This window comes from Salinarimonas sp. NSM (genome assembly GCF_052380005.1).
Classification (GTDB): domain Bacteria; phylum Pseudomonadota; class Alphaproteobacteria; order Rhizobiales; family Beijerinckiaceae; genus Salinarimonas.
This window is the reverse complement of record NZ_JBQTCJ010000032.1, coordinates 1-25003: the sequence shown is the minus strand read 5'-3', so window position 1 is coordinate 25003 and position 25003 is coordinate 1. Positions and strand designations below refer to the sequence as shown.

Genomic DNA, 25003 nt, shown 5'->3' with positions numbered 1-25003 from the left:
GGGCGGCGCGTTCGAGGGAGCGTCCACGCGGGCCGGCCGCGTTACGTCCACGCATGCGGCCATTTCCGGGCGCCCCTATCGACGATCTGCAAAGAGGCCTAGGATAGGATCGTCGGCAGCGCTCCCGTGCCGTCGGCGTGGATCGATCTCGTCCGCCGAAAGCACTCGCATGTCTCTCGCCGCGCGCCTCGCCGTGCTCGTCCTCGCGGCCATCCTGCCCCTCGTCGCGGCGCTCGCCGTCGCGCAGCGCGGCCTCTACCGCGACCAGGAGGCGGACGTGCGCGCGGAGGCGCTCCACCAGGTGCGCCTTCTCGCCGGAGAGCTCTCCCAGCTCGTGGACGGAATCCGGCAGATCCAGGCCGTGCTGGTCGAGATGCCCGCCATCCGCGACGGCGACGCCGCCGGCTGCACCGAGATCCTGGCCCGCGTGGTCGACGGCAACGGCCTTCTCAACAACCTCCTCGTGGCCGATCGACGCGGCCGCCTCGTCTGCGACGGAGTCCATCAGCCCGCCGACCTCGCGCCCTACACGGTGGCCGACCGCGACTACTTCCGCGACGCGCGGCGCACGGGGGCCTTCGCCGCGGGGACCTACTCCATCGGGCGCTCGACGGGCGCGGCAGTCGTCCATTTCGCCAGCCCGATCGTCGACGATGTCGGCCGGTTCCAGGGCGTCGTCATCACCGCGCTCGACCTGGAGGCGCTCGGCGCACGCCTCGACCGGGAGCCCTGGAGCGTCGATCACGCGACCCTCGTCGCCGATCGCATGGGCACGATCCTGATGCGCCACCCCGACAACGACGCCCATGTCGGGCGCCGCATGCCCGCGACGCTGCTCGCGCTCCTCGACGATCCGGAACCGGGCACGGCGGACGTCAGCGGCACCGTCGACGGCGTGCCCCGCATCCTCGGCTACGTCCCGCCGGCGGCCAACGACGCCGGCCTCTACGTCGGCATCGGCGTGAGCCGCGAGGAGGCCTACGCCATCCTCGACCGCGCGAACCTGCGCGGCATCCTCGTCATCCTGCTCACCGGAGTCGTCGCCGCCGCGGCGGCCTGGGTGGTGGCGAACGGCGCCGTGCGCCGCCCGGTCCAGCGCGTGCTCGCGGCCGCCGAGCGTTGGCGCGCAGGCGACCTCGACGCCCGCGCCGGCATCCGCGGCAAGGGCGAGATCGCGGCGCTGGGGCGAAGCTTCGACGCGCTGGCGGACGACCTCCAGGCGACGCTCGGGCGCAAGGAGATGCTGATGCGCGAGCTGGCGCATCGCACGATGAACAATCTCCAGGTTCTCGGCTCGCTGATGACGCTCCAGCGCAAGAGCATCGTCGACGACACCGCGAGGCGCGAGCTCGACGAGGCGGCGGGGCGCGTACGCGCCATGGCCGCGGCCTACCGCAACCTGCACCGCGCGGACGGCGGCGCCGGCTCCCTCGACTTCGCGCGGCTGCTGGAGGAGCTGTGCGCGAGCGTCGAGGGCGGGCTCATGCCGGAGGGGTCGCGCTGTGTGGTGACCGCGATGCCGCTCGTGCTCGACGCCGCGACGGCGATGCCGATCGCCCTCGCCGCGAACGAGCTGCTGACCAACGCCGTCAAGCACGGCGGCGCGGACGACGTGGCGGTGATCCTGACCCCGGTCGGGGACGGCAGCTGGCGGCTGACGATCCGCAACCGCGGCGCGCCGCTGCCGCAGGGCTTCTCGGTGCGCACCGCGCGCGGCTTCGGCCTGCGGATGGTCGCGGCCATGGCCGATCAGGCCGGCGGCGCGCTCGAGATCGCCTCGGAGGACGGCTGGACGAGCTTCTCGGTGCGCTTCGCCCCGGCGGCGGCGCGGGAGGCCGGCGCGCGCGGTGCGGCCGATACCGCCGCCGCGCCGGCGCCCGCGACGTCGACGACGTCCTGATCGCGCGTCAGCGCGAGAGCGCCACCGGCGCCCCGGAGCGGGAGAGCGCGCCACTCATCGCACCCGGCGACGCGCCGAGCCGCGCCGCAACGGCGCCGCCCTGGCGGTAGAGGTAGACCTGGTCGCCGCGCAGGTCCCACGCGGAGACGCGGCTCAGGTCCTCGTTCTGGCACCCGGAGCTCGAGGCGCGGTAGAGGTCGAGCGACGGCGTCGACGAGAGCGTCACGCGGCAGGAACCACCGCCGGGCTCGCTCGCCCGCCAGGTGCCGACGAAGGTCGTGCGCGAGGCTCTCGGGGCGGCCTGCGTCGGCGCGGGGATCGCGGCGACCTGCGGAGAGGTGGGAACGTCGGAAACGATCTGGTCCGTCGCGACGATCTGGCCGTCTATCGGCGGCGGCGCGAGCGGCTGGGACTCGACAACGCCGGTGGGCGCGGCGATGCCGGGCTCCAGCGGGGTCGCCGTGACGATCCCGGGCGAGGCGGCCACGGCGGGACGCGGGCCGCCGCCGCCGAAGCGGGCTGACTGGCAGGCGGCGAGCGCGAGCACGCTCGCGGCGATCACCGTCGTGCGCAGGGCGAGGCGGGTTGCGGTCTGCGGCGTCATCGGGTCCATCCGGGGCTGGTGTGGGCGCGGGCGGGCACCATCGGAGAGGTAACCCTTCCTAGACGATCTTGGTTGCCAGAGAGTGAAGCATGAATGTGGCGAAGCGGGAAACGCGAGCGGCCGCGCGGGGTTCGCCCCGCGCGGCCGGTTCGCTCCGAGTCGGCGCTGCGCCGGCTCAGACGTGGCGCGTCACCATCATCTTCTTCACCTCGGCGATGGCCTTGGCGGGGTTGAGCCCCTTCGGGCAGGCGTTGGCGCAGTTCATGATGGTGTGGCAGCGATAGAGCTTGAAGGGGTCCTCGAGCTTGTCGAGCCGCTCGCCCGTCATCTCGTCGCGGCTGTCGGCCAGCCAGCGATAGGCGTGGAGCAGCGCGGCGGGGCCGAGGAAGCGGTCACCGTTCCACCAGTAGGAGGGGCAGGCCGTGGTGCAGCAGGCGCACAGGATGCACTCGTAGAGCCCGTCGAGCTGGACGCGATCCTCGGGCGTCTGGCGCCACTCGTGCTCGGGGGCCGGCGTCTGCGTCTGCAGCCAGGGCTCGACGGAGGCGTGCTGGGCGAAGAACTGCGTCAGGTCCGGCACCAGGTCCTTCAGGATCGGCATGTGCGGCAGCGGGTAGATCTTCACCGCGCCCGAGCCGCACTCGTCGATGCCGCGCGTGCAGGCGATGGTGTTCTGGCCGGAGATGTTCATGGCGCACGAGCCGCAGATGCCCTCGCGGCAGGAGCGCCGGAAGGTCAGCGTCGGGTCGACCTTGTTCTTGATCCAGATGAGCGCGTCGAGCACCATCGGCCCGCAATCCTCGCGATCGACATAGTAGGTGTCGATGCGCGGATTTTCGCTCTCGTCCGGGTTCCAGCGATAGATGCGGAACTCCTGCAGCCGCTTCCCGTCGACGGGCTTCGGCCAGACCTTGCCCTCGCGGACCTGGGAGTTCTTGGGGAGGGAGAATTCAGCCATCTGTTCGCGTTCCTCAGTACACCCGCGCCTTCGGCGCGATGTACTCGATCTCGTTCGAGAGCGTGTACGTATGAACCGGGCGGTAGTCGATCGCGACCTGGCCCTTGCCCTCGTCGCACCAGGCGAGCGTGTGCTTCATCCACTCCTTGTCGTCGCGATCGGGGAAGTCCTCGCGGGCATGAGCGCCGCGGGATTCCGTCCGGTTGGCGGCCGATTCCATCGTGACGACGGCCTGGGTGATGAGGTTGTCGAACTCGAGCGTCTCGATCAGGTCGGTGTTGAAGATCAGCGAGCGGTCCTTGGTGGACACGTCCCCGATCCCGCCCCAGACCTCGTGAATCAGCGCCTTGCCCTCGTTCAGCACCTCTCCGGTGCGGAAGACCGCGCAATTGTTCTGCATGGTCTTCTGCATAGACAGCCTCAGCTCCGCCGTCGGCGTGGCGCCGTTGGCGTTGCGGAAGCGGTCGAGGCGCGAGAGCGCCTTGTCGGCCGAGCCCTTCGGCAGCGGCGCCTGGCTCTCGCCCGGCTTGACGATCTCGGCACAGCGCAGCCCCGCCGCGCGGCCGAAGACGACGAGGTCGATGAGCGAGTTCGAGCCGAGCCGGTTGGCCCCGTGCACCGACACGCAGGCCGCCTCGCCGATGGCCATCAGGCCCGGCACGACCGAGTCCGGATCGCCGTTCTTCTTGGTCAGCACCTCGCCGTAGAAGTTCGTCGGGATGCCGCCCATGTTGTAGTGCACGGTCGGCAGGACCGGGATCGGCTCCTTCGTGACGTCGACGCCGGCGAAGATCTTCGCGCTCTCCGAGATGCCCGGCAGGCGCTCGTGGAGGATCTTCGGGTCGAGGTGGTCGAGGTGGAGGTGGATGTGGTCCCCCTCCTTGCCGACGCCGCGGCCGCCGCGGATCTCCATGGTCATGGCGCGCGAGACGACGTCGCGCGAGGCGAGATCCTTCGCGGAGGGCGCGTAGCGCTCCATGAAGCGCTCACCCTCGGAATTCGTCAGGTAGCCGCCCTCGCCGCGGGCGCCCTCGGTGATCAGGCAGCCGGCGCCGTAGATGCCGGTCGGGTGGAACTGCACGAACTCCATGTCCTGCAAGGGCAGGCCGGCGCGCAGCACCATGGCGTTGCCGTCGCCGGTGCAGGTGTGGGCGGACGTCGCCGAGAAATAGGCCCGGCCGTACCCGCCGGTGGCGAGGATCACCATCTGGGCGCGGAAGCGGTGGATCGTGCCAGTGGTCATGTCGAGGGCGACGATGCCGCGGCAGCGGCCCTCGTCGTCCATGATCAGGTCGATGGCGAAATACTCGATGAAGAAGTTGGTGTCGTTCTTCAGCGCCGCCCCGTAGAGCGTGTGCAGGATGGCGTGGCCGGTGCGGTCGGCGGCGGCGCAGGTGCGCTGGGCCGTGCCCTCGCCGAAGCGGGTCGTCATGCCGCCGAAGGGCCGCTGGTAGATCTTGCCGGCCTCGGTGCGCGAGAAGGGCACGCCCCAGTGCTCGAGCTCGTAGACGGCGGCGGGCGCGTGGCGGCAGAGATACTCGATCGCGTCCTGGTCGCCGAGCCAGTCCGACCCCTTCACGGTGTCGTACATGTGCCAGCGCCAGTCGTCCTCGCCCATGTTGCCGAGCGCCGCCGAGATGCCGCCCTGCGCCGCGACGGTGTGCGAGCGGGTGGGGAATACCTTCGTCACGCAGGCCGTGCGCAGGCCCGCCTGCGAGCAGCCGACCGTCGCGCGCAGGCCCGCGCCGCCGGCGCCGACGACCACGACGTCGAACGTGTGGTCGGTGATCGGATAGGCCGCGCCGCCGACGGACGGGGCGGCGTCGTTCGCCGCGGGGGAAGCGTCGTTCGCCATTGTCTCGTGTACTCCCTCAGAGCAAGGGGCCGAAGCCGACCTTGAGGATCGCGAACAGGCTCGCTGCGCCGATGGCGATCGCGAAGAACGTGTTCGCGATCACGGCTGCGATCTTCGCACCCTTGCCGTGCACGTAGTCCTCGATGACGATCTGCATGCCGAGCCGCATGTGGACCGTGATGGAGATGACGAAGAGCGACAGCACGATCGCGGCAAGGGGGTGCGACACGATCGCGACCGCCTCCGCGTACGGCCGCCCGGCGACCAGCGCCACGATCACCACGAAGGGGAGCAGCAGCAGCAGGTTCGACACCGCCGTGATTCGGTGGTGCCAGAAATGATCCGTGCCGCCGCCGGAGGCGCCGAGCCCCTTGGCGCGGGCGAGCGGGGTGCGGATGGAGTTGCGCGTGGCCATGGTCGATCCTCCTCAGCGCGCGATCAGCGCCACGACCCAGATCACCAGCGTCAGCGAGATCGAGCCGACGAGGGTGAGCTTGGCGAGCAGGAAGCGCTGCGACGGCTCGAAGCCCTGGCCGAAATCCCACAGGAAGTGGCGCACACCGCCGAGCATGTGGTGCATCAGCGCCCAGGTGTAGGCGAAGAGCAGCAGCCAGCCGATCGGCGAGCCGAAGAACCAGGCGGCGGAGGCGTAGGCCTCGGGGCCCGAGGCCAGCGAGACGAGCCAGAAGGCGAGGAACACGGTGCCGACGTACAGCACGATGGCAGTGGCCCGGTGGAAGATGGACATCGCCATCGTCCAGGTCCAGCGATAGATCTGCAGGTGGGGCGACAGGGGCCGCTTGGCTTCGGCTCGTGCGCTCTCGGCTGACGCCATCTCGTAACGCTCCTCGTTGAGCCTGCGGCGCGACGCCGCGAACAGGACACAGGCTCGGAAGGGTAACTAACGGAAGCCCCCAGCGGCGACAATGCGTCATCCGGTCTGGCGGGTTACAGTCTGGAGCGACTGTAATCAATCCCTCCGGAGGTCGTAGGGAGCTTCCCCGATCCCTTTGTCCTCAAGCGCTTGGTTGTGCCGGCTCGCCTGCGGCGACCGTTCCGCGGGTCCGCCGCGGATGACCCGAGGGGTGGCGGACGAGGTCTTCGAGCCGCGGCCGAGCCGGGCGCGGGCGAAGGCGAGGCTCTTGCGCCCGCCGCGCTTCATCCCCTTGCCGGCGCCGAACGTCAGGAGCCAGAGCATCGCGAAGCCGAGCCCGCCGGCGATCGCGCCCTCCGTCGTCACCGGCACCGCCGGCTCGTAGGCGCGGTAGGCGGCGGCCGCGATCCGCGGGTCGCCCTCGCGCAGCACGAGGAGCACCTGCGAGAGCCCGTCGGACGCCGCGAAGCGTGCGGCGTGGGCCTCCAGGGCCGCGAGCCGCGCGGCGGCTTCGCGGGCGTCCGCGCCCTGGCGGCGCACGAGATCGTCGGGGTTCGCCTCGAGCCGCCCGAGCGCGCCCTCGCGGTCGAGCCCGGCCTCGCGCGCACCCTCGTCGAAGCGCGCGACGACGGTCGCGAGCTCGTCGACGGCGCCGCCGAGGCGTTGCTCGTACTGCTGCGCGAACTCGGGCCCCTGCGACCCGGCCAGCGCGCCGACGAGGCCCATGCCCATGGCGGCGATGCGCGAGAGCGGCATCAGCCCGCCTCCTCTGCGGCGGCGGCCCGCAGTGCCGCCTCCGTCACCGCCTCGGCCTCGGCCGCGACCTTGATCGCGCGGGTGCGCACGCCGGGCATCATGACGAGGATCACCGTCTCGGTGCCCGGGCAGGCGGGATCGGCGCAGACGATCTCGTTGACGGCGAGCGTCGCGTCCGCGGGGAGCGCGAGCACGGCGCGGGCGAGCGCGGCGACCCGGTCGCGCGCCGCCCGGTCGGGACGGGCGCGGCCGAAGCGGTTCGCGAAGGCGCCGAGGAGGCCCGCCATGCCGGCCTCAGGGCAGCACGAGGACGCCGCCGGCGCCGTCTTCGGCGCCGAAGGCGAGCGTCGCGCCGCGCGCGTCCCAGGCGAGCGCGCTGATCCCGGAGCCCTTCACCGCGGGGCGCACGAGCAGCTCGGACGCGTCCGAGAGCCGGATCAGCAGCACCGCGCCGTCCTGGAAGCCGGCGGCGACGACGGGGGTGCGCGGATGGCAGGCGACGCGCGAGACCTGCGCGGGCCGCACGCCGCACTCGCGCGGCTGCTTGCCGGTGGGCCCCTCCTTCGAGTCGAAGGGCCAGAGGATCACCGCGTCGGCGCCCGACGTCGCGAGCCATTTGCCGTCGTGGGTCCACGACAGCGAGCGCGACTTGCCGGGATAGCCCGACATGCGCATGTGCCCCTTGTCCGGCTGCAGGCGCCAGCCGTGGAGCGAATTCTCCTGCATCGAGGTGACGACGAAGCGCCCGTCCGGCGACCAGACGACGTCGAGATGCGCGCCCTTCCACTCGAGCCGCTCGGGGGCGGTGTCGAGGTTGGGGAACCACAGGGTGGCGCCGTCGACATGCGCCACGGCGAGGCGGTAGCCCTTCGGCGCGAAGGCGAGACCGCGCACGGAGGACGGCGTGGACAGCGTGCGCTCCTTCCCCTTCGGGTCGCGCGCGGTGACCGTCTTTCCCGACGACCAGGCGATGCCGCCGTCGCGATGCAGCGCGAGCGCGTCGATCCAGGCGAAGGCGCCCGCCTGGGCGAACGTGCGGGTCGAGCCGTCGGCGCCCGTCACCGCGACACGCCCGTCGTCCCCGCCGGTGACGAGCCGCTCGCCGTCGCAGGCCGCCGAGAGCACCGAGCCGTCGGGATGCGCCTCGACGCGGTGGCGCTCGCCGCCCTTCCACAGCAGCACGCCGCCGTCGCCGAGCGCGAAGGCGGCGACGTCGCCCAGGAAGGCGCAGGCCGTCACGTGCGCCCCGGCGTCCAGCGGGCGCACGAGGTCGAGGAGGGAGGGCGCGGCGTCGGTCGGGTTCTCGCTCATGGTCCTCTGTCTACCCCCCGATGCGCCCGCGGGGAAGGGGCCGACGCGGGCGGCGGCCGCGCAAGCCTGGTGCAAGCTCGCGGCCCTAGACCTCGTTCCAGCCGAATTCCCAAGAGGTCGACATGCGCCATCCCCGACGGAGGCTCACGCTCGCAGCCGCAGCCGCGGCCGCGCTCCGCGCGGTCCTTCTCGGCGCGACCCTCGTCGCCGCGCCGGTCGCCGCGCTGGAGGATGCGCGAACTCCCCTCCCCGCTGCGCCGGGAGCGCCGCCGCCGGCCGACGTCGCTCTCTATTGCGAGGCGATCCGCGAGGAGGCGCAGGAGGCGCGGGCGCGCTGGCAGGCGCGCGCGCTCCTCGAGATCGAGGCGCGCATCGAGGCGCGCCTCGCCGATCTCGAGGCCCTGCGGGTGGAGGTCGAGGAGGCGCTCGCCCGGCGCGAGGAGCACCTGCGCCAGGCCGAGGAAGGCATCGTCGCGATCTACGCCCGCATGCGCCCCGACGCCGCCGCCGCCCAGCTCGCCGCGCTCGAGAACGAGATGGCGTCCGCCGTCCTCGCCAAGCTCGCGCCGCGCCAGGCGAGCGCGATCCTCAACGAGATGGAGCCGGGCCGGGCCGCCCAGCTCGCCCGCACCGCCGCCGAGACGGCCCGCACCGACGCAGACCAGGAGCAGTCCCTATGACGCGCCGCCTACCCGTACGCAGCGCCCTCGCGCGCACCGCCGCCCTCCTCGGGATCACCGCGCTCGGCGCCTGCTCCTCGACCCTGAGCGACATCAACCAGGCGCCGGGGCTCACGCCCGTCGGCGCCGGGCTGACCACCGCGCACGCCGCGCTGCCGGTCTCGACCTCGCCGGCAGAGGGGCCGCGCGCCTATCACTCGCTGTGGAGCGAGCGGCGCGAGAACCTCTTCTCCGACAGCCGCGCCATGCGCGTGGGCGACGTCGTCACCGTGCGCATCACCATCGACGACGAGGCGACGCTCGACAACGAGTCGAGCCGCTCACGCGATTCCGGCGCCGGCTTCGGGCTCGGCTTCGGCTTCGGCGTCGACGGCGTGGGCACGAGCGGCGACTTCGGCGCCGACCTCTCCGCCAACACCCGCAGCCGCGGGCGCGGCTCGGTCGGGCGCTCGGAGCGCGTCGTCGTCTCCGTCGCCGCCGTCGTCACCCAGGTCCTGCCCAACGGCAACCTCCTGATCTCCGGCTCGCAGGAGGTGCGCGTGAACTACGAGGTCCGGGTGATCTCGGTCGCCGGCATCGCCCGGCCGCGCGACATCTCCCCGCGCAACACCATCCGCTACGACCAGATCGCCGAGGCGCGCATCTCCTACGGCGGCGCCGGCCGCACCACCGAGGTGCAGCAGCCCGGCTGGGGCCAGCAGCTCTACGACCGCGTCTCGCCGTTCTGAGCCTCGCCGTTCCGCCAGCCGTTTCCAGAGGAGACCGCACGATGGCCCGCGAGCCCACGAGAGCCGCGCTCCCCGCCCTGTCTGCCGGGCTCCCTGCTCCCGCGGGAACCGCCTCGGCGCCCGCACTCCCGTCGCGGGGACGCGGCAGGGGTGGTTCCGGAGAGGAGAAGGGTGGCGGCGTCGCCTTCGCGGTCGCCCTCGTTCTCCTCACGCTTCTGGGCGTCGGCACCGGCGCGGGGCTGGGCCTGACGCTCGGCGACCCCACCGCGCGGGCGCCCACGAGCGACGCGGGCGACACAGGCCCGGCGGTCCGCGACGCCGACGTGAGCGTGGTGCGCCTCGATCCGGTCGTGGCGAACCTCGCCGAGCCCTCCGAGATCTGGGTGCGCATCGACGGCGCGCTGCTGCTCGACGGCGTCGAGCCCGAGGAGGCGCCGGCGCTGGCGGCGCGGGTCTCCGGCGACACGCTGGCCTACCTGCGCACCCTGCCGCTCGCCCGGCTCGAAGGTGCCACCGGCCTCGCGCACCTGCGCGAGGACCTCACCGAGCGCGCGCGCACCCGCACCGAGGGTCGCGTGCGCGAGTTCGTCATCGAGAGCCTCGTCGTGCAATGAGCCGCGCCCGCGCCGTCCTCCTCGCCGTTCCGCTCGCGGTCGCGGGCCTCCTCGTCCTCGCCGCGCCGGCGCTGGCGCAGGGTTTCGACCTGTCCGGCCTGCTGCCCGAAGGCGAGGGCTCGACCACCGGGCGCATCGTCCAGATGGTCGCGCTGCTCACGGTGCTCTCGATCGCGCCGGGGCTGATGATCATGGTCACGAGCTTCGTGCGCTTCGTGGTCGCCCTCTCCTTCCTGCGCGCGGGCATGGGCCTGCAGTCGACGCCCGCGAACCTCGTCCTGATCTCGCTGGCGCTGTTCATGACCTTCTACGTCATGGCGCCGACCTTCGACCGCGCGTGGGCGGAGGGCATCGAGCCGCTGATCGCCGAGGAGATCACCGAGGAGGAAGCCTTCGCGCGCACCGTCCAGCCCTTCCGCGAGTTCATGCTCGCCCACGTGCGCGACGAGGATCTGGCCATGTTCCAGGAGCTCGCGCAGGCGAGCTTCGTCTCGGAGGCGGTGGCGCAGGAGGGCGGCGCCGCGGGCGCGGAAGCCGACGCGGGGCCGGCTCCGGACGAGGAGATCGACCTGCGCACCCTCATCCCGGCCTTCATGATCTCCGAGCTGCGCCGCGGCTTCGAGATCGGCTTCATCATCGCCCTGCCCTTCCTCGTCATCGACATCATGGTGGCGACGATCGTGATGTCGATGGGCATGATGATGATGCCCCCCACCGTCATCTCGCTGCCCTTCAAGATCCTGTTCTTCGTGCTGATCGACGGGTGGAACATCCTGGTCGGGGGGTTGGTACGGTCGTACTTCTAGGTGCGGGCCGGCTCGCTCAATCGTACCGCAGCGCCCCGGCCTTGCCCTTGAAGATCCAGTAGGACAGCGCCGTGTAGCCGAGGATCATCGGCAGGACGAGACAGGCGCCGACCAGCATGATCATCAGGGACGCGTCGGCCGCGGCCGCCTCCCAGATCGTCATCCGCTCGGGGACGACGTAGGGGAAGAACGAGTAGGCGAGACCGTAGAAGCCGAGCGCGAACAGCGCGATCGCGCCCGAGAAGGGCACCCAGGCGAAGCGGTCGGTGCGGGTCGGCAGCGCCCTCAGGACGAGGTGCAGCACGACGAACACCGCGGCCGCCGTCGCCGGGAGCGGCGCGAGCAGCACGAGATAGGGCAGCTCGAACCACTTGGCGAAGATCCGCTCGCTCATCAGCGGCGTCACCACCGAGACCGCGACGAAGCCGAGCGCCACGAGCCAGAGGGTTCCGCGGGCCCAGCGCACGGCGCGCCGCTGGAGATCGCCCTCCGCCTTGAGGATCAGCCAGGACGCGCCGATGAAGGCGTAGCCCGCGACCAGCGCCACCGCGGTGAGGATCGAGAAGGCGACGTTGACCGCCGTGCGCTCGAAGCCGACGATGTAGAGGCCGAGCATGTAGCCCTGCGCAAGCGCCGCGATGGTCGAGCCGGCGAAGAAGGCGCGGTCCCACCAGATCCGGTGCCCGTCCACCGCCTTTGCGCGGAAGTCGAAGGCGACGCCGCGCAGGATCAGCCCGAGCAGCATCAGGGCGACGGGCAGGTAGAGCGCGCCGAGCACGACGCCCTGCGCGAACGGGAAGGCGACGAGGAGCAGGCCGACGGCGAGCACGAGCCAGGTCTCGTTGGCGTCCCAGAACGGACCGATCGAGGCGATCATGCGGTCCTTGTGGGCGGCGTCCTCGCCCGTGCCGAGTGCGCCGGTGAGGATGCCCACGCCGAGATCGTATCCGTCGAGGATCACGTAGAGCAGGATCGAGAGCCCGAGCAGGCCCGCGAAGGCGATCGGCAGCCAGGATTGGCCTTGGGTGATGATGTCCATCGTCGTTCGCTCTCGGTTCAGGCGGAGGCGGAAGCGGCGAGGCGCTCGCCGCCCTGCGCGATCGGGTCCGTCGGCGCGGCGCGACCAGTGGCGGCGGCGCTCGCCTTGCCGGCGAGGTGGTAGAGCGTGCCGACATAGGCCGCGAGCAGGACCACGTAGATCGCGAGGTACATCGCGAGAGTCGTCCAGACCATTCCCGCGCCGGCGGTGCGTGTCACGGCCTCCGCGGTGGAGAGCACGCCGGTGACGAGCCAGGGCTGGCGGCCGATCTCCGTGACGTACCAGCCCGCGATCGTCGCGACCCAGCCGGAGAACGTCATGGCGACGAGCGCCCAGGCCAGCACGGTGCCGGGCTCCCCACGCTTCGAAAGCCGCCAGCCGGTCGCCCAGGACACGGCGAGCATGAGGAAGCCGACGCCGACCATGATCCGGAAGGCGTAGAAGACCGGCGCGACGGGCGGATGCTCGACCGTGCCGTCCTCGCGCACGAAGTCGTTCAAGCCCGGCACGACGCCGGCGGGGTCGTGCTTCAGGATGAGGCTCGCGCCGTTCGGGATGGCGATCTCGAAGCGGTTCTCGCGGGCCTCCTGGTCCGGCAGGGCGAAGAGGACGAGGGGGACGTTGCCGCGCGTCTCCCAGTTGCCCTCCATGGCCGCGACCTTGGCGGGCTGGTGCTCGAGCGTGTTGAGCCCGTGCATGTCGCCGGCGAGGATCTGGAGCGGGATCAGCCCCGCCGCCAGGAACACGCCGGTGCGCAGCGCGACCCGCACGCCGCCGGAGCGATCACCCCGCAGCCAGCGCCACGCCGACAGGCCGGCGACGAGGAAGGCCGCGGTCAGCCCCGAGGCCAGAAGCATGTGCGCCAGCCGGTAGGGCATGGACGGGTTGAAGACGATCGCCCACCAGTCGGTGGCGTGCACGACCCCGTCGATCACCTCGTATCCCGCCGGTGTGTGCATCCACGAGTTCAGGACGAGGATCCAGAAGGCCGACATCGTCGTGCCGAAGGCGACGAGCACGGTGGCGAGCGTGTGCAGCCAGTTCGGCACCTTGCGGAAGCCGAACAGCATGATGCCGAGGAAGGTCGCCTCGAGGAAGAAGGCGGTCAGCACCTCGTAGGCGAGCAGCGGACCGGCGACGTTGCCGACGCGCTCCATGAAGCCCGGCCAGTTGGTGCCGAACTGGAAGGACATGGTGATGCCCGACACCACGCCGAGGGCGAAGGAGAGCGCGAACACCTTCACGAAGAAGCGATAGGCGTCCATCCAGCTCTCGTCGCCGGTGGCGTTGAATCGCAGCTTGAAGAACAGGAGCACCCAGCCGAGCGCGATCGTGATCGTCGGGAAGAGGATGTGGAAGGTGATGTTCGCGCCGAACTGGATGCGCGAGAGCAGGAGTGCGTCCATCATGACGGGGGTCTCGGTCGGTTCGTGCGGGCGTGTCAGGCGGAAGGATCGGGCGGCTCGTCGTCGCCGCCGCTCGGTTTCTTCTTGCGCGGCGCCATGAAGTTGAGCCGGTCCGCCGTCTCCAGCAGGCGGGTGATGCGCGAGCCGAGCTTCATCAGCTGGACGAGGCGCTCGGTCTCGATGCGGCGCACGTCTTCGTACCAGTCGGACATCATGTCCATCAGCTCGTGCATCACGCGCATGCGTTCCTGCGCGTGGCGCTCGTAGTCGCTCTCCGGACGCTCCATCAGCGCCTCGCGAAGCATGGAGAGCGTGGGGTCGATCTCGCGCTTCTTGCGCTCCTCGACGAGCGTGCGCACGATCTGCCAGACGTCCTCGGGCGCAGAGTAATAGTCGCGCCGGTCGTTCGGCTTGTGCTGGAGGCGCACCAGGTTCCAGGCCTGGAGCTCCTTGAGCCCCATCGACACGTTGGAACGCGAGACGCCGAGCGCCTCGACGATGTCGTCGGCGACGAGCGGCTGCGGCGAGACGAACAGCAGGGCGTAGATCTGCCCCACCGTGCGGTTGACGCCCCACCGGCCGCCCATCTCGCCGAAATGGAGCACGAAGGTCTGGACGAGGGGTGGCAGGTTCATGGCTTCGGCCCGGGTGCGTCCGGCGGGGGATGCCGTCGTTTCCGTAGTTTCAGGCTTTTCTGAAATATCGGAATACCTAGGACCATATCCATGCGACGGGACGTCGCGAGGGCGCTTAGGGTGAAGGAATTCCCAATCTCCCGCGCACGCGCTTTTTTCGCGCCGGGCCGAAACCCTCCGCCTCGACGCGCCGTACCTGCGCCCCGACGGACGCCGACGCGATCCAGCGCCGGCCCGCTCGACACCAACGTCAGGGAGACAGACGCATGATCACCCGCACGCTCATCGCCGCCGCCGGCCTCGCCGCGCTTTCCACCACCGCGCTCGCGCAGGACATGCCGATGGTCGAGGCCATGGACCAGGACGTGTCGAACGGCGTGGTCTCGGCCACGTCGGTCAACGCGCCCGAGAACGGCTGGCTCGTGGTGCACCGCACCGGCGACGACATGAAGCCCGGCCCCGTCGTGGGCCACGCCCCGCTGCGCGCGGGCATGACCGAGGACGTCGCCGCTATCCTCACCGAGGAGGTCGCATCCGGCGACAAGCTCATGCTCATGGTCCACTCCGAGGATGGCGGCATGCAGACGGGCATCTTCGAGTACACGCTCGGCGCGACCGAGGACGGCCCGATCCGCATGGACGGCAATCTCGTCATGACGGTGGTCACGGCGCAGTAACCGGGGCTCTCAGCCCGGCAGCGTGAAGCGGTCGACGTCGCGCAAGAGGTCGACGAACGCCCGCGCCCCGAAATCCGCCGCGGCGGCGCCCTTCTCCGGCGTGGCCGCGGCGGCGTTGCCCGCGACCCCGGCGGGATGGACATCCTGCGCCATCCAGCCGAAGCCGGTCGGCTGGATCGCCGAGAGATGCGCGTTCTCGCGCGCCATGCGCACCATGATCGGCTCGAAATCCACCGCCCGCTCCATGCGCACGAGGTCCGGCCGGAAGGCGAGCATCAGTGATGTCTCGATCTCGCCGCCGTGGATGCCGTGACGCAGCTCGTGGGCCGAGAACAGCCCCTCCGGGTAGCCGAGCCGGTGCCAGGCGCTCGTCACGCACAGCATGCCGTGCCGCACCCGCAGCTCCCGTGCGACGATGTCGACGACCGGAACGTTGCCGCCGTGGGAGTTGACGAAGACGAACTTGCGGCAGCCGGCGCGATGGACGCTCTCGCCGATCTCGCGCCAGGCGGCGATCGTCGTCTCGGCCGAGAGCGTCAGCGTGCCCGGGAAGGCGAGGTGCTCGTTCGACTTGCCGATCGCCTGCGTGGGGAGCAGCAGGACGTCGAGATCGTCCGGCACGAGCGGGCGCACCCGCGCGAGGTAGCCCTCGGCGATCAGCGTGTCGACGCCGGTGGGCAGATGCGGCCCGTGCTGCTCGATCGCCGCGACGGGCAGGACCGCGACGGCCCGCGACATGTCGCGGGCGGCGAAGTCGGCGGTGGAGAGGGCGTGCCAATCGACGAGCGGCATCAGGCGCCCTCCCCGTCGGCAGTCTCGTCGACCTTCGCCGCGATCACCTCGATCTCCACCTTGAACACCTCACGCGCGAAGCCCGAGACGATCACCAGCGTCGAGGCCGGCGCGGGCGAGGGCACCCAGCGGTCGCGGGCTTCCATGTAGGGCTTCAGGTAGGCGCGATCCGAGACGAAGGCGTTGATGCGCACCACGTCGGCGGGACCCATGCCGGCATCCGCCAGCACCGCGGCGATGTTGGCGAAGCACAGGTCCGCCTGCGCGCCGGCGTCCTCCGGCACGTGCTCGTCCTTGTCGATGCCGAGCTGGCCGGAGGCGAGCAGGAGACGCGCGCCGGGCGGCACCTCGACGGCGTGGGCGTAGTTGGCGAAGGGCGGGCGGATCGTGTCTGGCGTGATGCGGCGCATGGGCTCTGCGGGCTCGTGGTCGGAAGGAACGCGCATCTTGGACCCGCGTGCGCCGCCCGCCAAGCCTTTCCACCGCCGCGCACGCCCGCGGGACGCCCGCTGTCATCCAACCGTCGCGCGCCGCTCCTACGACCGACCGGCCACGCTTCGGTACCGGACAGGGGGAGAAACAAGACATGCCCGACACGAGGATCCGCACGCTCGGCGGCGCGCTCGCCGCCGCACTTCTCGCCTCGACCGCGATTCCCGCGGCGGCGCAGGGCTTCGACCGCATCGCGTCCTTCCCGGTCCCGCAGAACCTGCCGGCGGACGCCGATCCGCTGACCGAGACGTCGTCGGAGATCATCACCGCGACGGGCGACGGCATGACGCTCGTCTATTCCGACAGCCCGCTCGGTGCGGTCGGCCTCGTCGACATCTCGGATCCCGAGAGCCCGCAGGCTCTCGGCTCCGTCGCCACCGAGGGCGAGCCGACCTCCGTCGCCGCGCTCGGACAGACGGTGTTCGTCGCGGTGAACACGTCGGAGAGCTTCGTCGCGCCCTCGGGCCATCTCGCGATCCTCGACGTCGAGAGCCGTACGCTCACCCGCTCCTGCGACCTCGGCGGCCAGCCCGATTCGACCGCGGTGGCCCCCGACGGCTCCTTCCTCGCCATCGCGATCGAGAACGAGCGCGACGAGGACCTGAACGACGGCGAGATCCCGCAGCTCCCCGCCGGATACGTCGCCATCATCCCGCTCAGCGAGGGTGCGCCGGACTGCGAGGCGATGATCATGGCCGACGTCACCGGCCTCGCCGAGGTCGCGCCGGAGGATCCGGAGCCCGAGTTCGTCTCGATCAACGAGGCGGGCGAGATCGTGGTCTCGCTCCAGGAGAACAACCACATCGTCGTGCTGGCCTCCGACGGGTCGGTGGTCTCCCACTTCTCCGCCGGCGCCGTCGACCTCGAGAATGTCGACACCGCGGAGGAGGGCGCGCTCACCTTCGACGGCACGCTCCCCGCCGTCCCCCGCGAGCCCGACGCCGTGAAGTGGCTCGGCACGGACCGCATCGTCTCCGCCAACGAGGGCGACTACGAGGGCGGCTCGCGCGGCTTCACCATCTTCTCCAAGGAGGGCGAGGTCCTCTGGGAGTCCGGCCTCTCGTTCGAGTACGAGGTCGCGATGCTCGGGCACTACCCCGAGGGCCGCTCCGGCAACAAGGGCGTCGAGCCCGAGGGCATGGAGGTCGCGACCTTCGGGGACGACACCTACATCTTCCTCCTCTCCGAGCGCGGCTCGATCGTCGGCGTCTACCGTGACACCGGCGCCGAGCCCGAGCTCGTGCAGATGCTGCCGTCGGGCATCGCGCCGGAGGGCGCGGTCGCCATCCCGTCGCGCGGCCTGCTCGCGGTGGCGAACGAGGCCGATCTCGGAGAGGACGGCCTGCCGCGCTCGCACGTGATGCTCTTCGAGATGGGCGAGGGCACGCCGTCCTACCCGACGATCCGTTCCACGATGGACGACGCCGGCCGGCCGATCGGCTTCGGCGCGCTGTCGGGCCTCGCGGCCGACCTGGAGACGCCTGGGCGCCTGTATGCGGTCAGCGACAGCGTCTACCGCTCGCAGCCGACCATCTTCGAGATCGACGCCACGCAGACGCCGGCGCAGATCACCCGCGCCATCCGCGTCACGCGTGACGGCATGCCTGCCCAGAAGCTCGACCTCGAGGGCATCGTGGCGATCGAGGGCGGCTTCTGGCTCGCCTCCGAGGGCCGCACGGACCGGCTGATCCCGCACGCGCTCTACCGCGTCGACGCCAGCGGCCGCATCCGCGAGGAGGTCCCCTTCCCCGCCGAGCTGAACGCGGTCGAGCGCCGCTTCGGATCGGAGGGTGTCACGATGGTGGGCTCGACGCTCTGGATCGCGATCCAACGCGAGTGGGGTGACGACGAGAAGGGCTTCGTCAAGCTCGTCTCCTACGACACCGAGAGCAAGGAATGGGGCGCGGTGCGCTACCCGCTCGAGACGCCTGGCGACGGCGCCTGGATGGGGCTCTCCGAGATCACCGCCCACGGCGACCATGTCTACATCGTCGAGCGCGACAACCAGATCGGCGGGAACGTCGGCGTGAAGGCGCTCTACCGCGTGCCGCTCGCCCAGATGACGCCGGCCCCGCTCGGCGGCGAGCTGCCGGTGGTCGAGAAGGAGCTCGTGCGCGACTTCATCCCCGATCTCGCGCAGTGGAACGGCTACGTCGTCGACAAGGTCGAAGGCTTCGCCATCGACGCGGCCGGCACGGGCTATGTCGTCACCGACAACGACGGCGTGGACGACTCCTCGGGCGAGACGTTCTTCTGGTCGATCGGCGCGATGTGATCGGCGCAGCGGCAGGTGCACGGGACGTGGGAAGGGCTCGCTGCGGCGGGCCCTTCTTCGTTGGAGGGGCGAGGCCGCTATGCCAGGTCCGTGCGGGAGAAATCGTCACCGACGTAGAGCAAGCCTGTACCCAGCATCTTGGCACAGGCGTAGCTGAAGCAGTCGCCGAAGTTGAGCCGTGCCGGATGCCCGGCGGCTCTGCCGTAGAGCGCTGCCGCGTCCAGCGCCAGCTCACCGATCGCCTCCGAGATCGGGACATCGCCTGCACCGATGTCGTCTATCAAGGAGTCGACGAGTGCCCGTGCGGCAGCGATGTGCGTCGCCTCCGACGGCGCGTTTCCTCGCAAGCTCCTCGCGACGCCCAGGGTCGCCTCGAAGCGGACGAGCGGCGACACGTGCCGCAAACCGGAATGGCGATCGATGCGATCGAGCACCACTTCCCAGCCCGGCTCCCGATTGATGATCGCGACGAGGGCCGACGCATCGACGAACATCAATCGTCGCCCCACATCTCGTCCATGTACGCCTTCATGTCGAAGTCGCGGTCGGGCGAGCCGAGCTTCGCGGCCTGCTCCTGGATGACGGCGACCCGCTCGCGGAGCGGGATCTCCGCTCTCGCTCGCTCCAGCTCGTGCCGCAACGCGGCACGGACGGCCTCGGTCTTGCTCTTGGCCCGGGTCAGCCGAGTGAGCTGGTCGGCCATTGCCGCGACCTCGGCATCGCGGATGAACAGCGCCATGAGTATATCTCCGATGCGGGCACGACGATATCTCCGATCGCCGCATCTCGCAAGGCTCAGCACCCGTTCACGCGCTCGTGTGTGTGCAACTGCGCAAGATAGCCTCTGCCGTCCAGCATCCAATCCTGTCTTTTTTGCACAGCCGGTCTCCACTACCTTCCGTTCCCGAAGCGCCCCCGAGGCGCGTCCGACACGACCTTCGGAGACTTCAGACCCATGCTGCGCATCCCCTCCCTCGCCGGCGCCACGCTCGCCGCCGCCCTCCTCGCCGCGCCCGTCGCGCAGGCCGAGACCTACGTGCTCGACCCGAGCCACAGCCAGATCCTGTTCTCCTACGACCACCTCGGCTACTCGACGACCTGGGGCATGTTCTCGGGCTTCGAGGGGACGATCGAGTTCGTGCAGGACGACCCGGCCGCCTCCTCGGTGGAGGTCTCCTTTCCCGTGCGCTCGATGTTCACCGGCTGGGAGGGTCGCTTCACGCACTTCATGACGGAGGACTTCTTCGGCGCCGACGAGGACGAGATGGTGACCTTCGTCTCCACCGGCATCGAGGTGACGGGCGAGAACACCGCGCTCATCACCGGCGACCTGACGCTCAACGGCGTGACCAAGTCCGTCGTCCTCGACGCGACGCTCAACCAGGCCGGCATGCACCCCATGGAGAACAAGCCCTGGGCCGGCTTCGACGCCACGACGACGCTGGTTCGCAGCGACTACGAGCTCGGCATGTTCGCCCCGTTCGTGAGCGACGAGGTCGAGGTGCGGATCTCCGTCGAGGCCATGCAGGCCGAGTGATCGCAACCACGTGATGCGAGACGCCGGGCCGCCGAGCGCGGCCCGGCCTTTTCGTCCATGGAGGTCTCCCATGCAGGCGCGCAACACCGTCTCCAGCTACGGCGCGGTCTCGAAGGCCCTGCATTGGGCGATCGCGGCCCTCATCCTCACCATGATCCCGCTCGGCCTCGTCGCGGTGGAATGGCCCTACGACACGTCGGACGCGCTCGCGACCAAGGCGCTCCTGTTCTCCATCCACAAGACGCTCGGCGTCGCCGTCTTCTTCCTCGCGCTCGTGCGCATCGGATGGATGCTGAGCCAGCCGCGCCCGACCCCGCTCCACCCCGAGCGGCGCCTCGAGACCGCCCTCGCCGAGGGCGTGCACTGGCTCCTCTACGTCTCCCTCGTCGCCGTGCCGCTGTCGGGCTGGGTGCAGCACGCGGCCGCGGCCGGCTTCGCGCCGATCTGGTGGCCGCTCGGCCAGACCCTGCCCCTCGTGCCGCAGTCGCCCGAGGTCGCCGCCGCCGCGGGCGCGGTGCACGCGACCTTCACCAAGCTCCTGATGGCGGCGCTCGCCTTGCACGTCGCCGGCGCGCTCAAGCATCACCTCGTCGATCGCGACGCGACGCTCGCGCGCATGCTGCCCGGCCGCCGCGCCGGCGCCGCGACGGCGGCGATCCCCGTGAGGAGGCACGCGCTCGCCCCGGCGCTCGGTGCGCTCCTCGTCTACGGGCTCGTCGGCGGCGGCGTCGTGACGCTGGCGCAGGGCGGCGGCGAGACGGGTGCGCGCCCCGGCGTCGCGCTCCCCGCGACCACGGCGGAGGCCACGCCGTCGTCCTGGGTCGTCGAGAGCGGCGAGCTGACCTTCTCCGTGCGTCAGATGGGCACGCCCGTCACCGGCCGCTTCGCGCAATTCGACGCCGACATCGCCTTCGAGGAGACGCCCGACGCCGACGGCCGGCACGGCTCCGTGACGGTGGCGATCCCGATCGCGTCGATGACGCTCGGCTCCGTCACCGCGCAGGCGCGCGGCCCAGAGTTCTTCGATGCCGAGGCGCACCCGTCGGCCCGCTTCGCCGCCGACATCGTCGCGGCCGGAGACGCCGGCCACGCGGGCGGCTACCGCGCCGTGGGCACGCTCGCGCTCGCCGGTGCCGAGGTGCCGGTCGCGCTGCCCTTCACGCTCGAGATCGTCGACGGCGTCGCCACGGCTTCGGGGACGGTCACGGTCGACCGGCGCGACTTCGGCATGGGCGAGAGCTACCCGGACGAGGCCACGGTGGGCTTCTCGGTCGAGATCACCGTCGACCTCACCGCCCGCCGTGCCGGCACGGGTGAAGGCGGAGGCGCCTAGGACCCTCGGGCTCAGGCCTTCAGGTTGAACACGCGGTGGGGCACGAACTCGCCGCGCTCGATCGTGCCTGTCGAGACCAGGACGCCGCCGAAGGTCGCGTAGGCCTGGCCCTCGAGCGGCGCGTCGCGGCCACGCAGGATCACCGACTGGCCGCGCATCAGGCGTGCGGCTGCGTCGCGGGAGACGGGGACCGCCTCGAGCTCGCCGAGCGCCGTCTGCACCGGCAGGACGAGGTCCTCGAGCGCCGGGCCCTCTCCGGCCTCGGTCGCCGCGCGGAAGGCCTCGAGATCCTGCGCCTCCACGGTGTCCTCCTCGGTGAACGGGCCGACGCGGGTGCGGCGCAGCGAGGAGACGTGGCCGAGGCAGCCGAGCCGCCGACCGAAGTCGCGGGCCAGCGCGCGCACGTAGGTGCCGCGTCCGCATTCGGCCTCGAACACGGACGTGTCGCCGGCATGCGCCACGAGCGAGATGCGGTCGATCTCGACCGGGCGCGCCACGAGCTCCACCGTCTCGCCATCGCGGGCGAGATCGTAGGCGCGCTCGCCCGCGATCTTGATCGCCGAGAAGCGCGGGGGCACCTGCATGATCTCGCCGACGAAATCGGGCAGGATCGCCTCGATCTCCGCCGGCGTCGGACGCGCGTCGGAGCGGGCGACGATCTCGCCCTCTGCGTCGTCCGTGTCCGTCTGCGCACCCCAGCTGACCGTGAACAGGTAGGCCTTGCGGCCGTCCATCACGAACGGCACGGTCTTCGTCGCCTCCCCGAGCGCGATCGGCAGGATGCCGGACGCGAGCGGGTCGAGCGTGCCGGCGTGTCCCGCCTTCTTGGCGTTGAAGGCGCGCTTGACCATGGCGACCGCCTGGGTCGAGGTGACTCCGACCGACTTGTCGAGCACGACCCAGCCGTTGACGTCGCGGCGCTTCGGGCGGTCCGGACGCGGGCCGCGGCGGCCGCGGGGGCCGCGGGGGTCTTTGCCCGGCCCCTCGGCCTCACGCGGGGCGCCGTCGGTCGCGCGGGCGTTCGTGGTCTCGTCGCTCATCGGGGTGTCCATGGTGGGTGCGTCGCGTCTGCGGCCGAAGATCAGGTGTCGTGGGCGTCGGAGGGCGGAGCGCCGGACGGCGTCTCGTCGTCGCCGTCTTCCGCCTCGCCGTCGATGTCGCGGCGCACGCGCTCGGAGCGCAGCAGCGCGTCGATGCGCGCGGCCTCGTCGAAACTCTCGTCGCGCCGGAAGCGCAGGTCGGGGGCGAACTTCAGGTTCACACGCCGCGCCACCTCGCCACGCAGGACCTTCTTCGAGCGATCGAGCGCCTCGAGCACCGCCGCCTCGTCCTGGCCGCCGAGCGGCATCACGTAGGCGGTGGCGAGCTTGAGGTCGGGCGACATGCGCACCTCGGGAACGGTGACGACGTGGGTCGTCAGCACGGGGTCCTGCAGGTCGCCGCGGGCGAGCACGTCCGACAGCGCGTGGCGGACGAGCTCCGCGACGCGCTGCTGGCGCTGGGTCGGGCCGGTGGATTCGAAACGCTTCGCCATGGCGGGCGCCTCCTTCGCGGGCCGCGTTGGCCCATGCGGCGCGCGTGAGCCGCGCCCGGGGACCGGCGCGGCTCACGCACGAGGGGAAAGAACCAACCAGCGCGCCGCGGGGGCTCGGACGCCGCGGCGTGCTGGAGAACGAGGACGGACGCCCGCGAGGGGCTCCGCCGGGCGCGCGCCGCGCTCAGAGCGTGCGGCGCACCTCGTGAACGAGATAGCACTCGATCGCGTCGCCCTTGCGCATGTCCTGGTAGTTCTCGAAGGCCATGCCGCATTCCTGGCCGGCCACCACCTCGCGCGCATCGTCCTTGAAGCGCTTGAGCTGGGAGAGCTTGCCCTCGTGGATGACGATCTTGTCGCGGATGAGCCGCACGTGGGCGCCCCGCTGCACGACGCCGTCCTGGACGCGGCAGCCCGCGACCTTGCCGACCTTGGACACGGCGAAGACCTCGAGGATCTCCGCCTCGCCCAGCCGCTCCTCGCGCAGTTGCGGGGGAAGCATGCCCGACATGACGGCTCTGATGTCGTCCACCAGGTCGTAGATGATGTTGTAGTAGCGGATCTCGACGCCGACCCGCTCCGCGCTCTCGCGCGCTTCCTTGTGGGCGCGCACGTTGAAGCCGAGCACGACGGCGCCGGAGGCCTCCGCCAGGGTGACGTCCGACTCGGTGATGCCGCCCACGCCCGCGTGGATGACCCGGGCTGCGACCTCGTCGTTGCCGATCTTCTCGAGCGCGCCGACGATTGCCTCGAGGGAGCCCTGGACGTCCGCCTTGACGACCAGCGGCATCTCCTTGCGGCCGGCACCCTCCTTGAGGTCGCGCATCATGTCCGCGAGCGAGCGGGTGGAGCCGCTGGCGCGGGCGGAGGCGCGCTCGCGCTTCTGGCGGGCGCGGTACTCCGTGACCTCGCGGGCGCGTGCCTCGTTCTCGACGACCGCGACGCGATCGCCGGCCTCGGGCGTGCCGTTGAAGCCCAGAACCTCGACCGGCACCGACGGGCCGGCTTCCTTGACCTGCTCGCCGATGTCGGACACGAGGGCGCGCACGCGGCCCCATTCGGAGCCGGCGACGACGATGTCGCCGGTCTTCAGCGTGCCGCGCTGGACGAGGACGGTGGCCACGGGGCCACGGCCGCGATCGAGCTTGGCCTCGACGACGGTGCCCTCGGCCGCCCGCTCCGGGTTGGCCTTGAGGTCGAGGATCTCGGCCTGCAGCGCGAGGCCCTCGAGCAGCTCGTCGAGACCCGCGCGGGTGACGGCGGAGACCTCGAACTCGAGCGTGTCGCCGCCCATCGACTCCACCTGCACATCGTGCTGGAGGAGCTCGGTGCGCACGCGCTGCGGGTTCGCGGACGGCTTGTCGATCTTGTTGATCGCCACGATCATCGGGACGCCCGCGGCCTTGGCGTGGGAGATCGCCTCGACCGTCTGCGGCATGACGCCGTCGTCGGCCGCGACCACCAGCACCACGATGTCCGTCACCTTCGCGCCGCGGGCGCGCATGGCGGTGAACGCCGCGTGGCCGGGCGTGTCGATGAAGGAGATCTTGCCGCCCGACGGGCTCGTCACCTGATAGGCGCCGATGTGCTGGGTGATGCCGCCGGCCTCGCCCGCAACGACGTTCGTCTTGCGGATCGCGTCGAGCAGCGAGGTCTTGCCGTGGTCGACGTGGCCCATGATGGTCACGACCGGCGGGCGCGCCTCGAGATGCTCGTCGGTGTCCGCCGCGGCGAACAGGCCCTCCTCCACGTCGGACTCCGCCACGCGCTTGACGCTGTGACCCATCTCCTCGGCCACGAGCTGCGCGGTGTCCGCGTCTATCGTGTCGGTGATCTTGTACATCTCGCCCTGCTTCATCAGCAGGCGGATGACGTCCACCGCGCGCTCGGCCATGCGGTTGGCGAGCTCCTGGATGGTGATGGTCTCCGGGATCGTCACCTCGCGCGAGATCTTCTCGCGCTCGGCCGACTGGCCCTTGCCCTGGAGGCGCTGCATGCGGCGCTTGAAGGAGGCGACGGAGCGCGTGCGCTCCTCGTCCCCGGCGAGCGCCTTCGTGACCGTGAGGCGACCGCGGCGGCGATCCTCGCCACCCTTGGTCGCCTTCGGCACCGGGGGAGCCTTGGGCGCGCCCTTGCGGCCGCGGGGCGCCTCGTCGTCGGCGACCGGCGTCCGGGCACGCGCGGCGGCGCCGGGAGC

At 71.2% G+C, this 25003-nt stretch carries 27 protein-coding genes; 9 read left to right on the top strand and 18 right to left on the bottom strand.

The features are described 5' to 3' along the window. Nucleotides 1-169 precede the first annotated feature (169 nt). Nucleotides 170-1900 carry a sensor histidine kinase gene (locus tag ACTZWW_RS12855; protein WP_444781355.1) on the top strand — a complete coding sequence of 577 codons (1731 nt, stop codon included), beginning with the start codon at nt 170-172 and terminating at the stop codon, nt 1898-1900. A 7-nt stretch (nt 1901-1907) separates the two neighbouring features. On the opposite strand, the gene ACTZWW_RS12850 is transcribed toward ACTZWW_RS12855, so the two are convergent. From ACTZWW_RS12850 to ACTZWW_RS12815, 8 genes are all read right to left on the bottom strand, one after another. After that, entirely contained in the window at nt 1908-2504 is a 597-nt protein-coding gene (locus ACTZWW_RS12850; RefSeq protein ID WP_444781354.1) for an AprI/Inh family metalloprotease inhibitor, read from the bottom strand. A gap of 175 nt (nt 2505-2679) precedes the next feature. Further along, the gene (locus ACTZWW_RS12845) at nt 2680-3462 is read right to left on the bottom strand and encodes a succinate dehydrogenase iron-sulfur subunit (protein ID WP_444781353.1); all 783 of its coding nucleotides are present in this window, start codon (nt 3460-3462) and stop codon (nt 2680-2682) included. A gap of 13 nt (nt 3463-3475) precedes the next feature. After that, nucleotides 3476-5317: a succinate dehydrogenase flavoprotein subunit gene (sdhA, locus tag ACTZWW_RS12840; RefSeq protein WP_444781352.1), complete on the bottom strand. Its 1842-nt coding sequence runs from the start codon at nt 5315-5317 to the stop codon at nt 3476-3478. A 16-nt stretch (nt 5318-5333) separates the two neighbouring features. Further along, nucleotides 5334-5732: a succinate dehydrogenase, hydrophobic membrane anchor protein gene (sdhD, locus tag ACTZWW_RS12835; protein ID WP_444781351.1), complete on the bottom strand. Its 399-nt coding sequence runs from the start codon at nt 5730-5732 to the stop codon at nt 5334-5336. A 12-nt stretch (nt 5733-5744) separates the two neighbouring features. Continuing rightward, on the bottom strand, nt 5745-6152 hold the full coding sequence (sdhC, locus tag ACTZWW_RS12830) for a succinate dehydrogenase, cytochrome b556 subunit (protein WP_444781350.1): 408 nt from the start codon (nt 6150-6152) through the stop codon (nt 5745-5747). Between the two features lie 135 nt (nt 6153-6287). Beyond that, nucleotides 6288-6947 carry a DUF2937 family protein gene (locus ACTZWW_RS12825; protein ID WP_444781349.1) on the bottom strand — a complete coding sequence of 220 codons (660 nt, stop codon included), beginning with the start codon at nt 6945-6947 and terminating at the stop codon, nt 6288-6290. Then, complete coding sequence (locus tag ACTZWW_RS12820) at nt 6947-7234, bottom strand: hypothetical protein (RefSeq protein WP_444781348.1); 288 nt, start codon at nt 7232-7234, stop codon at nt 6947-6949. Before ACTZWW_RS12820 ends, ACTZWW_RS12825 begins: the two co-directional genes overlap by 1 nt. A gap of 7 nt (nt 7235-7241) precedes the next feature. Next, nucleotides 7242-8258: a WD40 repeat domain-containing protein gene (locus tag ACTZWW_RS12815; protein WP_444781347.1), complete on the bottom strand. Its 1017-nt coding sequence runs from the start codon at nt 8256-8258 to the stop codon at nt 7242-7244. A gap of 122 nt (nt 8259-8380) precedes the next feature. On the opposite strand from ACTZWW_RS12815, the gene ACTZWW_RS12810 reads away from it, so the two are divergent. The 4 genes from ACTZWW_RS12810 to ACTZWW_RS12795 are packed head-to-tail and all read left to right on the top strand — an operon-like array spanning nt 8381 to nt 11086. Further along, complete coding sequence (locus ACTZWW_RS12810; protein ID WP_444781346.1) at nt 8381-8938, top strand: MotE family protein; 558 nt, start codon at nt 8381-8383, stop codon at nt 8936-8938. Beyond that, on the top strand, nt 8935-9666 hold the full coding sequence (gene flgH / locus ACTZWW_RS12805; RefSeq protein WP_444781345.1) for a flagellar basal body L-ring protein FlgH: 732 nt from the start codon (nt 8935-8937) through the stop codon (nt 9664-9666). The genes ACTZWW_RS12810 and flgH overlap by 4 nt, the downstream gene beginning before the upstream one ends. Before the next feature lie 41 nt (nt 9667-9707). Further along, a complete protein-coding gene (locus tag ACTZWW_RS12800; RefSeq protein WP_444781344.1) occupies nt 9708-10280 on the top strand; it encodes a flagellar basal body-associated FliL family protein in 573 nt (190 codons plus the stop codon). Then, a complete protein-coding gene (locus tag ACTZWW_RS12795) occupies nt 10277-11086 on the top strand; it encodes an EscR/YscR/HrcR family type III secretion system export apparatus protein (protein ID WP_444781343.1) in 810 nt (269 codons plus the stop codon). Before ACTZWW_RS12800 ends, ACTZWW_RS12795 begins: the two co-directional genes overlap by 4 nt. A 16-nt stretch (nt 11087-11102) precedes the next feature. Here ACTZWW_RS12795 and ACTZWW_RS12790 read toward each other — a convergent pair whose 3' ends face one another. From ACTZWW_RS12790 to ACTZWW_RS12780, 3 genes are read right to left on the bottom strand one after another with little or no spacing between them, the layout of a single operon-like run. Continuing rightward, the gene (locus ACTZWW_RS12790) at nt 11103-12125 is read right to left on the bottom strand and encodes a cytochrome d ubiquinol oxidase subunit II (protein ID WP_444781342.1); all 1023 of its coding nucleotides are present in this window, start codon (nt 12123-12125) and stop codon (nt 11103-11105) included. Between the two features lie 17 nt (nt 12126-12142). After that, nucleotides 12143-13531, bottom strand: coding sequence for a cytochrome ubiquinol oxidase subunit I (locus ACTZWW_RS12785; RefSeq protein WP_444781386.1), 1389 nt, complete (start codon nt 13529-13531; stop codon nt 12143-12145). Nucleotides 13532-13566: 35 nt separating this feature from the next. Continuing rightward, nucleotides 13567-14166: a GbsR/MarR family transcriptional regulator gene (locus tag ACTZWW_RS12780; protein WP_444781341.1), complete on the bottom strand. Its 600-nt coding sequence runs from the start codon at nt 14164-14166 to the stop codon at nt 13567-13569. A 266-nt stretch (nt 14167-14432) separates the two neighbouring features. Here ACTZWW_RS12780 and ACTZWW_RS12775 point away from each other — a divergent pair, with 266 nt between their 5' ends. Then, nucleotides 14433-14843, top strand: coding sequence for a DUF7282 domain-containing protein (locus ACTZWW_RS12775; protein ID WP_444781340.1), 411 nt, complete (start codon nt 14433-14435; stop codon nt 14841-14843). Nucleotides 14844-14852: 9 nt separating this feature from the next. On the opposite strand, the gene ACTZWW_RS12770 is transcribed toward ACTZWW_RS12775, so the two are convergent. Both ACTZWW_RS12770 and ACTZWW_RS12765 read right to left on the bottom strand, forming a co-directional pair. Beyond that, complete coding sequence (locus ACTZWW_RS12770; RefSeq protein ID WP_444781339.1) at nt 14853-15635, bottom strand: creatininase family protein; 783 nt, start codon at nt 15633-15635, stop codon at nt 14853-14855. Continuing rightward, nucleotides 15635-16045, bottom strand: a complete 411-nt coding sequence (locus ACTZWW_RS12765) for a RidA family protein (protein ID WP_444781338.1) — start codon at nt 16043-16045, stop codon at nt 15635-15637. Before ACTZWW_RS12765 ends, ACTZWW_RS12770 begins: the two co-directional genes overlap by 1 nt. Before the next feature lie 176 nt (nt 16046-16221). On the opposite strand from ACTZWW_RS12765, the gene ACTZWW_RS12760 reads away from it, so the two are divergent. After that, the gene (locus tag ACTZWW_RS12760; RefSeq protein WP_444781337.1) at nt 16222-18402 is read left to right on the top strand and encodes an esterase-like activity of phytase family protein; all 2181 of its coding nucleotides are present in this window, start codon (nt 16222-16224) and stop codon (nt 18400-18402) included. 77 nt (nt 18403-18479) lie between these two features. Here ACTZWW_RS12760 and ACTZWW_RS12755 read toward each other — a convergent pair whose 3' ends face one another. Continuing rightward, on the bottom strand, nt 18480-18899 hold the full coding sequence (locus ACTZWW_RS12755) for a type II toxin-antitoxin system VapC family toxin (protein ID WP_444781336.1): 420 nt from the start codon (nt 18897-18899) through the stop codon (nt 18480-18482). Next, on the bottom strand, nt 18896-19141 hold the full coding sequence (locus ACTZWW_RS12750; protein ID WP_444781335.1) for a type II toxin-antitoxin system VapB family antitoxin: 246 nt from the start codon (nt 19139-19141) through the stop codon (nt 18896-18898). The genes ACTZWW_RS12755 and ACTZWW_RS12750 overlap by 4 nt, the downstream gene beginning before the upstream one ends. 216 nt (nt 19142-19357) lie before the next feature. Between ACTZWW_RS12750 and ACTZWW_RS12745 the strand changes: the two genes are divergently transcribed. Together ACTZWW_RS12745 and ACTZWW_RS12740 are read left to right on the top strand one after the other, a co-directional pair. Next, a complete protein-coding gene (locus ACTZWW_RS12745; protein WP_444781334.1) occupies nt 19358-19939 on the top strand; it encodes a YceI family protein in 582 nt (193 codons plus the stop codon). A 70-nt stretch (nt 19940-20009) separates the two neighbouring features. Beyond that, nucleotides 20010-21272, top strand: a complete 1263-nt coding sequence (locus ACTZWW_RS12740) for a cytochrome b/b6 domain-containing protein (protein ID WP_444781333.1) — start codon at nt 20010-20012, stop codon at nt 21270-21272. 11 nt (nt 21273-21283) lie between these two features. On the opposite strand, the gene truB is transcribed toward ACTZWW_RS12740, so the two are convergent. The 3 genes from truB to infB form a co-directional block, all read right to left on the bottom strand. Beyond that, nucleotides 21284-22312, bottom strand: coding sequence for a tRNA pseudouridine(55) synthase TruB (gene truB, locus ACTZWW_RS12735; RefSeq protein ID WP_444781332.1), 1029 nt, complete (start codon nt 22310-22312; stop codon nt 21284-21286). A 41-nt stretch (nt 22313-22353) separates the two neighbouring features. Next, nucleotides 22354-22806, bottom strand: coding sequence for a 30S ribosome-binding factor RbfA (gene rbfA / locus ACTZWW_RS12730; RefSeq protein WP_444781331.1), 453 nt, complete (start codon nt 22804-22806; stop codon nt 22354-22356). A 184-nt stretch (nt 22807-22990) separates the two neighbouring features. After that, the coding region (gene infB, locus ACTZWW_RS12725) for a translation initiation factor IF-2 (protein WP_444781330.1) at nt 22991-25003 on the bottom strand (2013 nt) is incomplete at its 5' end.